Source organism: Streptomyces sp. NPDC018019 (genome assembly GCF_044327805.1).
In the GTDB taxonomy this organism is placed as follows: domain Bacteria; phylum Actinomycetota; class Actinomycetes; order Streptomycetales; family Streptomycetaceae; genus Streptomyces.
In genome coordinates this window covers 525,867-538,203 of sequence record NZ_JBIRGD010000002.1, presented here as the reverse complement: position 1 = coordinate 538,203, position 12,337 = coordinate 525,867, and the positions used below count along the sequence as shown (strand labels likewise).

The following is a 12,337-nucleotide window of genomic DNA, read 5'->3' as shown; positions in this document are numbered from 1 at the left end:
GTGCCGGTTGCCTGAGAAGGTAGCAGCGCGGCGCCCGCAACGGGAGGGCGGAGGTGCTCCGTTGGCGATCGGCATCGACCTGTCGGGCCGCGTCGCGGTCGTCACGGGCGGCACCCGGGGCGTCGGCGCCGGCATCACCCGGGCCCTGCTCGCGGCGGGTGCCGAAGTCGTCGCCTGCGCGCGCCGCCCGCCGGAACGGCCGGTCACGGCGGCGGACGGGCGCGCCGCCGCCTTCGAACCGGTGGACGTACGCGACCCGGACGCGGTCACCGCCTGCTTCGCCCGCGTACGGGACCGGTACGGCAGCCTCGACATCCTCGTCAACAACGCGGGCGGCACACCGTACCGGCTCCTCGACGACTCCACGCCGCAGCAGGCCGCCCGGATCATCGAACTCAACCTCGTCGCGCCGCTCACCGTGTCCCTGGCCGCCCGCGCCGTCATGGCGGAGCAGGAGAGCGGCGGCTCGATCATCATGATCGGCAGCGTCAGCGGCACCCGCCCGTCACCCGGCACCGCCGCCTACGGAGCCGCCAAGGCGGGGCTGGAGAACCTCGCCCGCACCCTGGCCGTCGAATGGGCGCCGCACATCCGCGTCAACACGCTCGTCCTCGGCATGGTGCACACCGAACGCGCCCACCTGCACTACGGCGACGCGGCGGGTGTCGCCGCCGTCGGCCGCACCGTCCCGCTCGGCCGGCTCGCGACCCCCGACGAGGTCGGCGACGTGTGCGCCTTCCTGGCGGCGGACCGGTGCGGCTACGTGAGCGGCGCGAGCCTCGCCGTCCACGGCGGGGGCGAACGGCCGGCGTTCCTGGCGGCTGCGGGGGTGGCGAGTGGGGCGTGTCCGTCAGGTGCGGATGCCGGTACGTCGAGTGAGTCGCCGGACCCGTCCCGTACGGCCACTGGTGTGTCGGGTGGGTCGCCTCCGTGTGGTGCGGATGCCGGTACGCCGAACGGGCCGCCGTTCCCGTCCCGTACGGCCACCGATACGCCGGGCGCGCCCCCCTCGTCCCGTACCGGCGCAACTTCCGATCAGGAGGACGCAGATGACCGATGAGAGCACGAGCGAAACACCCCCGCCCGCCGGGGCGGGCCTGTGCGCCGGGCGGGTGGTGGTCGTCACCGGCGCGGGCCGTGGCCTCGGCCGCGCCCACGCGCTGGCCTTCGCGGCCGAGGGCGCGCGGGTCGTCGTCAACGACTTCGGGGTACGGCCGGACGGCACCCCGGCCACGGGCGCGCGAGGTCCTGCCGACGAGGTCGCCGCGGAGATCCGCGCGGCGGGCGGTGAGGCGGTCGCCCACGCCGGGGACGTCGCCACGGAGACCGGCGCCGCCTCGCTCGTCGCCACCGCGCTCGGCACGTACGGACGCCTGGACACCCTGGTCAACAACGCGGGTTTCGTCCGCGACCGGATGCTGGTGAACCTGACCGAGGACGAGTGGGACGCCGTCGTGCGCGTCCATCTGAAGGGCCACTTCCTGCCGCTCCGGCACGCCGCCGCGCACTGGCGCGCGGAGGCGAAGGAGGGCCGCGGGCCGCGGGCGCGGGTCGTCAACACCAGCTCCGGCGCGGGCCTCGCGGGCAGCGTCGGCCAGGCGAACTACTCCGCCGCCAAGGCCGGTGTCCTTGGCCTCACCCTGGTGGCCGCCGCCGAACTGGGCCGGTACGGCGTCCAGGTCAACGCCATCGCCCCGGCCGCCCGTACCCGTATGACCGAGCGGACTTTCGCCGAGACCATGGCCGCGCCGGCGGACGGCACGTTCGACGCCATGGCCCCCGAGAACGTCTCCCCCCTCGTCGTCTGGCTCGGCTCCGCCGCCTCCGCAGGCGTCACCGGCCGGGTCTTCGCCGCCGAGGGCGGGCGGATCACGGTCATGGAGGGCTGGCGCCCCGGCCCCACCGCCGACAAGCAGGCCCGCTGGACCCCGGCGGAAGCGGGCGAGAGCGCCCGTGGCCTCCTGGCCGAAGCGGCTGCGGCGGAGCCGGTTCACGGGGCGGGCTGAGCGGTTGGGCGAGGCCGGTTCATGGGGCGGGCTGAGCGGTTGGGCAAGGCCGGTTCATGGGGCGGGCTGGCAGCGGTGGGACTGGTTCAGAGGGCTGGCCCTGGCCGGGCCGGTTCAGGGGGCTGGCCGTGGCGGGGCCGGTTCAGGGTGGGCTGAGGGGAGTCCGGGGGCGTAGGACTCGGCGAGACCGGGAGGGGCGGGGCGCCGTGCGGGGTGCCCGGGCCTCGGGGTGCGCGGATGCCGCAGGTAGGTTGGCGGTTGCCTGGCGGTCACCTGGATCCACCGAGGAGCACACCCATGCCGTCCCGTACGTACCTCGTCACCGGAGCGGCCTCCGGCATAGGCGAGGCCACCGCCGCCCGCCTCCGCACGCAGGGCCACACCGTGATCGGCGCCGACCTCAAGGACGCCGACATCCACGCCGATCTCGCCACCGCCGAAGGCCGTACGGAACTGGCCGCCCGGGCAGTGGAACTGACCGGCGGCCGGCTGGACGCGGTGATCGCCTGCGCCGGTACCGCCGCTTTCGACCCGCTGACCGTCAAGGTCAACCACTTCGGCGCGGTGGCCACCCTGGAGGGCCTGCGCCCGCTGCTGGTCGCCGGCACCGACCCGCGCGCGGTGGTGGTCTCCTCGGTGGCGTCGTTGCACCCGTACGACACCGCCATCGTCGACGCGGCGCTGGCCGGTGACGAGCCGGCGGCGGTCGCCGCGGCGCAGGCGGCCGTCGACCGCGGCGAGGGCCACCTCATCTACGGCTCCTCCAAGGCCGCCCTCGCGCGCTGGATCCGCCGTACCGCCCCGGCCGCCGACTGGGCGGGCGCCGGCATCCCGCTCAACGCCGTCGCCCCGGGCACCGTCGTCACCCCCATGACCGCGCCCATGCTCGCCGACCCGGACACCCGCCAGGTGGTGGACGCCAGCGTGCCGATGCCGCTGCACGGGCACGCCCGCCCGGAGCAGGCCGCGGCGCTCCTGACCTGGCTGACATCGCCCGAGAACACGCACGTCACCGGGCAGGTCGTCTTCCTCGACGGCGGCGCGGACGCCGTGCTGCGGGGCGATCGCACCTGGTGACGGGACGTCGGCAGGGGACGGGCCCGCGCCCTTAAGACGGTTCCCACACCGAACAGTCGTGAGCGAACAGCACCCGCCGCGGATCGAAAGCGCTCAGCCGCTCCAGCCAGGACGGATAGCCGGGCAGCGGAGCGCCCTGACCGTCGAGGGCGGCCTGCCGGGCCAGTTGGTCCGACGCGTACTCCGAGGCGAAGTCGCGCGCCTGGCCCGCCAGGACCACGGTGCCGTCGGGCTGCCGTACCACCAGGGACTGGTGCCCCGCGGTGTGCCCCGGCGTCGGGACGACATGGACGCCGGGCCACACCTCGGCCTCACCGTTCAGCTCCTCGTAGACGGCACCCGGGAAGTCGATCAGCGCGTCCACCGTGTAGTCGCCTCCGCGGGCCAGGGCCAGTTCCGTCGCCTGTACGAGGACGGGCCGGCCGGCCAGCAGCGGATTGCCGCCGCAGTGGTCGAAGTGCAGATGGCAGTTGACCACCAGCGTGATGTCCGCGAGCCGGTGCCCGGCCGCGGCCAGCGCCGCTTCCAGGGGCCTGCGCCGCGGCCGGTAGTGGGCCTCGGTTTCCGGATCGGCGGCGCCGATACCCGTGTCGAACAGCAGCAGCCCGGCATCATGCCGTACCAAGTACGCGAGTACCGGTTCCACCCGCGGCTCCGGCCCACCGGTCTCCGACGCAGGCCGGACGAAGTAACCAAGATCCAGCCTGTGCACGGCATGCACCGCCTGTACCGCTCGCCCTGCCCGCATCCCCTGCCCCGGGGCGCTGGGCGCTGACCGCCTCCGTGCCGGTTCCCTGATATGTATGGGGTCCATACGGTCATCGTGACAGCGACCACAGGTCGGTGGTGGGCAGAGAGGCTGTTCGGTTCGACGGCGGGGAACGGCCGGGCACGGGCCGGCCGAACCGCGCCCGGCCGCCGCGCCGGGCAGCCGTAACCGTGCCGGAACGCCGGGCGTGACCGCGCTCGCCCGCCATGTCCGGCCGCCGCGCCGGACAGCCGTGACTTTGCCGGAACGCCGGCGCGCCCGTGCCCGGCCCCGGCTCAGTCCTCCGCGCCGGTCCGGGCGGCGACGACGCGCAGGCCCCGTTCGGCGAACTCCCGCCGGACGGACTCCTGCACACCACTGTCCGTGATGAGGGTGTCGAAGACGTCCGCGGCGCCCACCCGGGCGAAGCAGCGGGCGCCGATCTTCGAGGAGTCCGCGACGACCACGGCGCGCCGTGCCCGTTCGGCCATGAGACGGTTGATCCGGGCCTCCGCCTCGTCGTGCACGGTCGCGCCCATCACCGGTTCTATGCCGTTGGCGCCGATGAAGGCGATGTCCACGGAGATCTGCTGGAGGACCAGCTCGCTGAACGGGCCGACCAGCTCGAACGACCTGGAGTGCGCCACACCGCCGGTCAGCACGATCTTGATCTGCGGGCGTACGGCGAGTTCGTTGGCGATGTTCAGCGAGTTGGTGACGATGGTCAGGTGCGGCTGCGGTCCCGCCTCGGCGAAGTCCGGGCGGGTGGCCAGTACCCGGGCGATCTCCGTGGTCGTGGTGCCGCCGCTGAGCCCGACCACGTCGCCGCGCTCGACCAGCTTCGCCGCGGCCTGCGCCACCGCCTGCTTCTCGTCGGCGCGGTGCGCTCGCTTGTAACGGATGGGCAGGTCGTACGCCACCGAGCTGAGCACCGCGCCGCCCCGGGTACGGGTGAGCAGCTGCTGGTCGGCCAGGGCGTCCATGTCGCGCCGCATCGTCGCGGCCGACACCTCCAGCTGGGCCGCGGCCTCCTCGACCTCCACCCGGCCGCGTTCGCCGAGCAGCTCAAGGAGGGCGTTCATCCGTTCATGGCGGTTCATGGCGCGAGCCTAAGTCCTTTCCGGCGGCCTGCGTGATATCGGGGAGCCCGCCGCCCGGCCGGAGGCGGAGGGTGGGCAGGCACCGTGCACACCCGTTGTGGGAGCGTACGCAAGCGCTTTCGCGTCATATGCCGACGGGTAGCTCTCCGCCCGACGCCGCCCACTCCCTCCCACACCACCCCCGCACGCCTCCGCACGCCCATGCACTCCTCCACACCTGTTCACATGGCGCATGGGGGCTCCCGCCGCCTGAGAGTTCCTGCCGCCTGAGAGTTCCTGCCCATGGGGCTCCCACCGCGGAGGGCTCGGCCGTGCGCGATGGGGTCGGCACACGCCACGGACCGGTGTACGCCACGGGACCGGTGGACGCCATGGGACGGGCGGACTCCAGGACCGGCGTACGCCATGGGGTGGGCGGACTCCAGGACCGGCGTACGCCACGAGGCCAGCCTCTGCACGGGCCCCGCATCTCTGCATGGGCCCCTGCGTTGGACCCTGCCCCGTGCACGGGGCCCCTGCACGAGCCCGACCTCTGCGCGGGGGCCTCCGCACGAGACCCAACCCCTGCACGGGCCCTGTACGAGACCCAGCCAGTCCCCTGCACGGGCCCGACCTTTTAGCGGGGGCCTCCGCACAAGACCCTCACCCCTGCACAGGGGCCTCCGCGGCGGCCGACTGACCCGGGACCGCAGCGGGCGCGCCGAGCAGACCCAGCAGCCGCGCCGCCTCTCGCGTGACCGCTTCCCGGGCCGGTTTCACGTACTTCCGCGAGTCGACGAGCGCCGGGTCCGCGTCCAGGGTCTCCCGGATGCTTCGGGTGAAGACGGAGACGAGGTGGGTGGAGATGTTGATCTTCGTCATGCCGGCCGCGATGGCCCGGCGCAGTTCGTCGTCCGGCACCCCCGAGGAGCCGTGCAGCACCAGCGGCACCGGCAGCTTCCCGGCCAGCGCGGCGATCAGCTCCTTGTCCAGGACGGCGGTGCGCTCGTGCATCGCGTGGGACGACCCGACGGCGACCGCCAACGCGTCCACCCCGGTCGCCCGGACGAACGCCAGCGCCTCGGCGGCGTCCGTACGGGCGCCTGGGGCGTGCACGCCGTCCTTGCCGCCGACCTCGCCCAGCTCGGCCTCGACGTAGGCACCGCGCTCATGGCACCAGGCGGTCAGCTCCGCCGTGGCGGCGACGTTCTGCTCGTACGGGAGGGCTGAGGCGTCCACCATCACCGACCTCACCCCGGCCTCGACGCCCTCGCGTACCAGGTCCGCCTCGGTGATGTGGTCCAGGTGCACGGCGACCCGCGCCGTGGACACCTCGGCGAGCGCGAGCGTGGCGCGGACGATGGGCAGCAGGCTGCCGTGGTACCGGATGCAGTTCTCGCTGATGCCCAGGATGACCGGAATCCCGGTACGTTCGGCCGCCGCGACGAGCGCCTCGGCGGTCTCCAGGTGAATGACGTTGAACGCCGCGGCACCGGCCCGCGCCTCACGGGCAGCGGCGACGATCGACGAGGTCGGAACGAGAGACATGAGGTCCTGACTCCCTTGCGGGACGGGTGATGGGTGGGAGAAGAAGGCGGGGGAGGGGCGGGCCGGAGCAACGGTGGTCGGTGAATCGAAGGATCAGAGGACTGGACGCCACACCGGCGGAGACCGACGCCCCGAACACCACACCCCGGAGGCACGCGCCCATCCGCCGAACGCCCGGAAGCCGCCGGCCCATCCGCAGCACGTCTGCGCGCCACGCGTGCGGAGCCCCCGCATCCGAAGGCCGTGCGCCCGAACTTTGCGCCTCCGGAGGCCGCGCGCCCATCCGCCGCGCGCCCGGAGCCCGTACGCCCGAACGCCACGCGCCCCGAGGCCGCGCCCGCCACGCCCCCACCGCCCGACCGCCACACGCGCTCCCCCGAGCAGTTCGCCTGGCCACCCGTCCGGCCATCCCCGTCCGGGCCGCCCCCCATCCCGGCCCTTCACCCGACCACCTTCCCAGCCACCAACGGCCCCCTAACCAGCCGCGGGCTCGGGTTCGGGCCCGGGCTCGGTGAGCATGACCGAGCGGGTCAGGCTGCGTGGGTTGTCCGGGTCCAGGCCGCGGGTGCGGGCTCGTTCCAGGGCGATGCGCTGGACCAGGACCAGGTCGGCCAGCGGGTCGCGGTCGTGGTGCACGAAGTGGGCGCCGGTGCGGGCGACGTCCGCCTCCAGGCCCTCGGGGACCTCGCCGAACACCCAGGTGACGCGGCCCGGGGCCGCTATGGAGATCGGGCCGTGGCGGTACTCCATCGCCGGGTAGGACTCCGTCCAGCTCTGCGACGCCTCGCGCATCTTCAGCGCCGCCTCGTTGGCCAGGCCGTACGTCCAGCCCGTGCCCAGGAACGAGAACTGCTCGGCGGCCACCCACTCCTGGTCCAGGGGCGCGGCCAGTGCCTCCTCCGCGTCGTGCACCGCGCCGGACAGGTCCGCGCCGAGGTGGGCCCGCAGCAACGCGAGCGCGGTCGTTGCGAACCGGGTCTGCACCACGGACTTCTCGTCGGCGAAGGGCAGCGGGACGGTGGCGTCCGACAGCTCGGTGGCGGGGGTGCCGGGGTCGCCGAGCACCGTCACGGTCGGGATGCGCCCCTTGACCTCCTCCAGGACGCGCAGCACCTCGGTCGTGGTCCCGGACCGGGTGATCGCCAGGACGGTGTCGTAGCCGCGGTCGGCGCCGAGGAACGCCTCGGAGGCGGCGAAGGCGTCCGTCACGCCGAGCCCGGCGCCCTCGCGCAGGGCCGCGTACGCCTGCGCCATGAACCACGAGGTGCCGCAGCCCACCACGGCGACGCGCCGGCCCGCCCGGGGCAGCGGGCCGTCGGCGCCACCGATCCGCGCGGCCTCCCGCCACGTCTCCGGCTGACTGCGCAGCTCCTGCTCCATGTACGAGGTCCCGCTCACGACACCCTCCAGCTGTCTGCGTGAACTTGCAACATCATGCTCGCTTACGAACAACTCTACGCACGCCCTGCGGCGTAATCCATCCCTCGTAAGGGTGGGACTTCCGGTAGGACGGGAAGGGATGCTCCATGAACTGGCGCTCTCTCCAGGAGGTGTGGCGAACATCTGGTCGCCCCAGGTGACTGTTGACACCTGCATGAAAGGAGCCGAATACTCGCAGGATCACTCATGCAGCCGCAGTGGGGCGGCGGCCGTCAGGCAGTGCAGCCAGTGCTGGCACCGGGCGGTGCGTCCGGTCCCCGGCCACCCACCCGCAGCTGCCGCAGTGATCGCCACGCAGCAAGGCCGTTCCGCCGACAGTCGTCACAAAGGACTTCCCATGTCCGTTGCAACGCGCTCCACGCAGCCACCGTCATCGCCGCCGCCCGGCCCGCCGCCCCGCCGCACCGGCCGGCTCTTCGCCCTCACCGGTGCCGTCGTCGGCGTGATCTACGGTTACGACACCGGCAGCATCTCCGGCGCCCTGGTGTTCCTGAGCAAGGACTTCCACCTCACCGACAGCGAAAAAGGCCTGGTCAACAGCATCCTGGTGTTCGGTTCGATCGTGGGCGCGCTGATCGGCGGAAAGCTGGCGGACGCCCTCGGCCGCAAGGCGGCCATGCTGATCGTCGCCGGGTCCTACACCGTCTTCGTGGCGCTGTCCGCCCTCGCCCCGAACGTCGTGGTGCTCGACGCGGTCCGGTTCCTGCTCGGCATCGCCATCGGCATCTCGATCGTCGCGGCCCCGCTGTACATCGCCGAATCCACGCCGGCCCGCACCCGCGGCGCGTCCGTGGCCGCGTACCAGGTCGCCACGGTCGCGGGCATCGCCCTGACGTACTTCGTGAACTGGGGACTGTCCGACGGCGGCCACTGGCGGCTGATGCTCGGCCTGTCCGCCATCCCGGCCGCGCTCGTGCTGATCCCGCTGTTCCGGCTGCCCGACACGCCGCGCTGGTACGTCCTCAAGGGGCAGACCGAAAAGGCCGTCGAGGTCATGGCGATGACCGACCCCGACGTGGACCCGCGGGCGGAGACCGAGGCGGTGCGCGCCGCGCTGGCCGAGGAGAGCGGCGGCTCGCTGCGCTCGCTGCTGCGCAAGCCGTACGCCCGCGCCACGCTCTTCGTCATCGGGCTCGGCTTCTTCTGCCAGATCACCGGCATCAACGCCGTGACGTACTACAGCCCGCAGATCTTCGAGGAGATGGGCTTCACCGGCGACGGGCAGAACTTCCTGCTGCCGGCCTTCGTCCAGCTGGCCTCACTGGCCGCGACGGTGCTGGCCATCCTCATCATCGACCGGCTCGGGCGGCGTGTCGTCCTGCTCTCCGGCATCGCCACGATGACGGCCATGCTCGGCGTGCTGACCGCCGTGTTCGGTTTCGGTGATCTGGAAGGCACGGCCACCTGGATCGGCTTCGGCGCCATCCTGCTCTTCACCGCCGCCTTCAACTTCGGCTTCGGCTCCCTGATCTGGGTGTACGCGGGCGAGGCGTTCCCCGCCCAGCTCCGCTCCACCGGCGCCTCGGCGATGCTCACGGCCGACCTCGTCGCCAACCTCCTCATCGCCCAGTTCTTCCCCTCCCTGCTGTCCTGGGCGGGCGCCGCCGCGACCTTCGCGGGCCTCGGCCTCCTCGCACTCGGCGCCCTGGCCTTCGCCGCGGTCACCGCCCCGGAAACGAAGGGCCGCCAACTGGAAGAAATCCAGGGCTACTGGCTCAACGGAGGCCACTGGCCCACCCCGGCCGCCTAGCGAAGCGGCCCGTGGTGGCAGGGGGCGCCGCGGTCATCAGCGGCGCCAAGTCGGCAGGCGCAAAGGTCGTAAAGGTACGAGCGGTTGTTCTTGAAGCTGCGCCAGGTGGTGGCGGGGGGTGTGGGGGCGTCGGCCCGGCCGTCGAGCGGGCGAGCGGTGACGAGGCCGTCGCTGGTCGTGCAGTGCCAGCCGTCGGCCGGTGACCACAGGCACCACACCTGTCCGTCCGTTCGGCGGTAGGCGGGGCGGCCGTTGCGCTCGCCGTCGCGTTCGAAGTGATGGCGGAGCCCGTCCAGATGGCGCATGAAGGTGAACGACGTAAGTTCGGTCATGCTTTCGGCACTGTACGGGCTGCCACCGGCACCGGCCATCGGGTGCGGGGCGCCACCTCGTCGAGCGGCGCCCCGCCCACGCGTCCCTGAAATCATTGGACCGTCACCGATCACAGCGCATACGATCCCGGCATGGGCGTTTTCATCTGAGCAGGCGGATGTGGTCCGCGACCTGATCGCCCGGTGCGTTGCCGCCGGGCCGGTTCCGTGTGTCTGTATCTCATCCGTCTGCTCAGGAGAACTCACCCATGCACCACGATTCCGCTTCGGCCTGTCCCGTCCTCGATCGCCGTGTTGCGCGGCTGCGTGAGCTGGCCGCGGCCGAGCCTCGGCTGGAGGGCGTTCTGCTCTATGGCTCGTGGGCCCTCGGCGAGGCCGACGCGTACTCCGACATCGAGGCGTATCTGTACGTCCGTGACGCGCACGCCGACACCTTCGACGGTCCGGAGTTCGTCGGCCGTCTGGCCCCGCTGAAGCTGGCCTACACCAATATGTACGGCATTCTGGCCGTCGTCTTCGACGACCTGATGCGCGGCGAGTTCCACCTCGTGCCCGCCGGGCCGGGCATCGACGAGGTGCCCACCTGGCGCGGCATGGTCCATTTGCCGGATCCCGGCGCCGCCGTGCTGCTGGACCGCAGCGGCCGGCTGACCGCCGCGGCCCGTCGCCTCGCCGATCCGTGCCCGCCCGAGCCCGGCCCGACCGCCCAGCAGATCACCGACGAACTCGCCAACTGGACACTGATGCTCGCCCACGTCCTGGGCCGCGGTGAGACCGCCCGCGCACACGCGCTGCTGCACACCGTCGTCGCCCCGCAGCAGCTCCAGCTGTGCAGACTGCTGCGCGGGTCCACCACACACTGGCTGACCCCCAGCCGCGCTCTGGAACAGGACCTGCCGGCCGCCGACCGAGACCGTTACACGGCGACCACTGCACCGGCCGTGCTCCCTGCCGTACGTACGGCGGCGCGGGCCAGCTGGGCCTGGAGCCGGGAACTGGCCACCCAGGCGGCGGAACGGTGGGACATCCGGCTGCCGGTCGCGCTGCACGAGGAGATCGGCGCGCTGCTGGACCGCGGCTGATGGGTGGCCCGGCCGGGCACCGGACGGGCCGAGGGACATGGGCGTGTCCGCCCCCCTGCCGGGCCCTGCCCCGCCGCATCAGGACGGCAGCTGCTCCTTGTACGGTTCCAGCGCCGGCGCGGTCGTCGTCGCCACGAACTCGGTGATCCGGTAGGCGCAGACGCCCGCGACCGTGAAGGGGTCCTCCGCGACGATCCGCTCCGCCGTCGCCCGGTCGGCCACGGACGCGAGGATGACGCCGCCGTCCCGCGGCACCTTGCGTCCGGCGGCGAGGAAGTGCCCGGCCGCGTAGTGCCTCTTCAGCCACTCCACGTGGTCGGGCAGGGCGGCGTCGACGCGCTCCAGCGGCGCGGTGTAGGTCAGCTCCAGTACGAACATGCGTGCCATCGTATGCGGCGTCGGTCGCAGCGCCGCCGGAGCCGCGGCGGACCGCGCCGAGCCCGCTGTGCCGTGCTGCGGCCGCTGTGTCCCCGCCGGGCCGGGAGGTGGGACCCGGCGGGGACACAGCGGCCCGAGGTGGTGCCTGTAGGTGGCTCGCGGCGCCGTCAGGACTGGTTCTGGCGGCGGCGCAGGAAGTAGGTGCCACCGATCGCGGCCGTGGCCAGGACGGCGGCGCCCGCGACGATCTCCGTGGTGTTGGAGTCCTCGCTGGTGCCGCCGGCACCCGTGCGTACCTTGCCCTTGGGCAGCTTGGCGTCGGTCTTGAAGCTGGTCATCCACTGCTTGCCGTCGGGGCAGTTGCCGTTCACGCCCCAGTTGGAGTAACGGCCGAGGTGGTGGGGGCCGCCGGTGAGCTGGGACGCCACCCGGGCGGTGCCGCGGTAGGTCTTGCCGTGCTTGTGGGTGCGGTACAGCCAGATGGTGCCGCTGCGGAACCCCTGTGAGGACGCGGCGATACGGCCGGCCTTGCCCGTGTCACAGGTGACGGTGACGGTGACGGCTCCGCCCGGGCCCACGAGCTTCGGCGAGGTGGTGGCCACCGGCTTGGCGAACGCGGCGCCGGTGGACAGCCCCAGGGCGGCGATGGTCAGGCCGGATGCGGCGATGACGCGAGTGGAACGCATGGTGATCCTCCGGCAGCGCGGAGGCGGCGCGGGTGCGCCGCGACAGGATCGGATGGATCCGCGCTGACGCATTCGAGACAAGCGTCGGCGCGCCGTCGCCGCCCGGTGAGGAGGTGTCAGGTAGGGTGCCGCCCCTCGGCGTGTCGGCCCCCGCCCGGCAGCGTCGTGGCAGGTCATTGCGCTGACAGCTGGTCGGCGATTTGCCGCTGCC

At 73.0% G+C, this 12,337-nt stretch carries 11 protein-coding genes and 1 pseudogene; 5 read left to right on the top strand and 7 right to left on the bottom strand.

What is annotated here, in order from left to right:
- Nucleotides 1-61 precede the first annotated feature (61 nt).
- The 3 genes and pseudogenes from ACH4FX_RS05555 to ACH4FX_RS05545 all read left to right on the top strand — a co-directional run.
- A pseudogene (locus ACH4FX_RS05555) lies at nt 62-832 on the top strand (SDR family oxidoreductase); the annotation flags it as partial.
- Nucleotides 833-1,049: 217 nt separating this feature from the next.
- Nucleotides 1,050-2,006 carry an SDR family oxidoreductase gene (locus tag ACH4FX_RS05550; protein WP_398475411.1) on the top strand — a complete coding sequence of 319 codons (957 nt, stop codon included), beginning with the start codon at nt 1,050-1,052 and terminating at the stop codon, nt 2,004-2,006.
- Between the two features lie 297 nt (nt 2,007-2,303).
- On the top strand, nt 2,304-3,083 hold the full coding sequence (locus tag ACH4FX_RS05545; RefSeq protein ID WP_398475409.1) for an SDR family oxidoreductase: 780 nt from the start codon (nt 2,304-2,306) through the stop codon (nt 3,081-3,083).
- Nucleotides 3,084-3,114: 31 nt separating this feature from the next.
- Here ACH4FX_RS05545 and ACH4FX_RS05540 read toward each other — a convergent pair whose 3' ends face one another.
- The 4 genes from ACH4FX_RS05540 to ACH4FX_RS05525 all read right to left on the bottom strand — a co-directional run bounded on the left by ACH4FX_RS05540 (nt 3,115) and on the right by ACH4FX_RS05525 (nt 7,856).
- A complete protein-coding gene (locus ACH4FX_RS05540) occupies nt 3,115-3,831 on the bottom strand; it encodes an N-acyl homoserine lactonase family protein (RefSeq protein ID WP_398475407.1) in 717 nt (238 codons plus the stop codon).
- Between the two features lie 296 nt (nt 3,832-4,127).
- Nucleotides 4,128-4,931 (bottom strand): DeoR/GlpR family DNA-binding transcription regulator, encoded by an 804-nt coding sequence (locus tag ACH4FX_RS05535; RefSeq protein ID WP_398475405.1) that lies wholly within the window; start codon nt 4,929-4,931, stop codon nt 4,128-4,130.
- 642 nt (nt 4,932-5,573) lie between these two features.
- The gene (locus ACH4FX_RS05530) at nt 5,574-6,458 is read right to left on the bottom strand and encodes a class II fructose-bisphosphate aldolase (RefSeq protein ID WP_398475403.1); all 885 of its coding nucleotides are present in this window, start codon (nt 6,456-6,458) and stop codon (nt 5,574-5,576) included.
- A 474-nt stretch (nt 6,459-6,932) separates the two neighbouring features.
- Nucleotides 6,933-7,856: an SIS domain-containing protein gene (locus ACH4FX_RS05525; RefSeq protein WP_398475401.1), complete on the bottom strand. Its 924-nt coding sequence runs from the start codon at nt 7,854-7,856 to the stop codon at nt 6,933-6,935.
- 379 nt (nt 7,857-8,235) lie between these two features.
- Between ACH4FX_RS05525 and ACH4FX_RS05520 the strand changes: the two genes are divergently transcribed.
- A complete protein-coding gene (locus ACH4FX_RS05520; protein ID WP_398475399.1) occupies nt 8,236-9,648 on the top strand; it encodes a sugar porter family MFS transporter in 1,413 nt (470 codons plus the stop codon).
- On the opposite strand, the gene ACH4FX_RS05515 is transcribed toward ACH4FX_RS05520, so the two are convergent.
- Nucleotides 9,645-9,980, bottom strand: a complete 336-nt coding sequence (locus tag ACH4FX_RS05515) for a hypothetical protein (RefSeq protein ID WP_398475397.1) — start codon at nt 9,978-9,980, stop codon at nt 9,645-9,647. The two genes, ACH4FX_RS05520 and ACH4FX_RS05515, sit on opposite strands and share 4 nt — an antisense overlap.
- Nucleotides 9,981-10,228: 248 nt before the next feature.
- Between ACH4FX_RS05515 and ACH4FX_RS05510 the strand changes: the two genes are divergently transcribed.
- Entirely contained in the window at nt 10,229-11,062 is an 834-nt protein-coding gene (locus tag ACH4FX_RS05510) for a nucleotidyltransferase domain-containing protein (RefSeq protein WP_398475396.1), read from the top strand.
- 78 nt (nt 11,063-11,140) lie between these two features.
- Here the strand turns inward: ACH4FX_RS05510 and ACH4FX_RS05505 are convergent, their stop codons facing one another.
- On the bottom strand, nt 11,141-11,440 hold the full coding sequence (locus tag ACH4FX_RS05505) for a YciI family protein (RefSeq protein ID WP_398475394.1): 300 nt from the start codon (nt 11,438-11,440) through the stop codon (nt 11,141-11,143).
- Between the two features lie 167 nt (nt 11,441-11,607).
- Nucleotides 11,608-12,126 (bottom strand): hypothetical protein, encoded by a 519-nt coding sequence (locus tag ACH4FX_RS05500; protein ID WP_398475392.1) that lies wholly within the window; start codon nt 12,124-12,126, stop codon nt 11,608-11,610.
- Nucleotides 12,127-12,337: the final 211 nt, after the last annotated feature.

Coding starts and splice junctions, on each gene's coding strand:
- ACH4FX_RS05550 (WP_398475411.1), top strand. CDS start 1,050: ATGACCGATGAGAGCACGAGCGAAACACCCCCGCCCGCCGGGGCGGGC.
- ACH4FX_RS05545 (WP_398475409.1), top strand. CDS start 2,304: ATGCCGTCCCGTACGTACCTCGTCACCGGAGCGGCCTCCGGCATAGGC.
- ACH4FX_RS05540 (WP_398475407.1), bottom strand. CDS start 3,831: ATGCGGGCAGGGCGAGCGGTACAGGCGGTGCATGCCGTGCACAGGCTG.
- ACH4FX_RS05535 (WP_398475405.1), bottom strand. CDS start 4,931: ATGAACCGCCATGAACGGATGAACGCCCTCCTTGAGCTGCTCGGCGAA.
- ACH4FX_RS05530 (WP_398475403.1), bottom strand. CDS start 6,458: ATGTCTCTCGTTCCGACCTCGTCGATCGTCGCCGCTGCCCGTGAGGCG.
- ACH4FX_RS05520 (WP_398475399.1), top strand. CDS start 8,236: ATGTCCGTTGCAACGCGCTCCACGCAGCCACCGTCATCGCCGCCGCCC.
- ACH4FX_RS05515 (WP_398475397.1), bottom strand. CDS start 9,980: ATGACCGAACTTACGTCGTTCACCTTCATGCGCCATCTGGACGGGCTC.
- ACH4FX_RS05510 (WP_398475396.1), top strand. CDS start 10,229: ATGCACCACGATTCCGCTTCGGCCTGTCCCGTCCTCGATCGCCGTGTT.
- ACH4FX_RS05505 (WP_398475394.1), bottom strand. CDS start 11,440: ATGTTCGTACTGGAGCTGACCTACACCGCGCCGCTGGAGCGCGTCGAC.
- ACH4FX_RS05500 (WP_398475392.1), bottom strand. CDS start 12,126: ATGCGTTCCACTCGCGTCATCGCCGCATCCGGCCTGACCATCGCCGCC.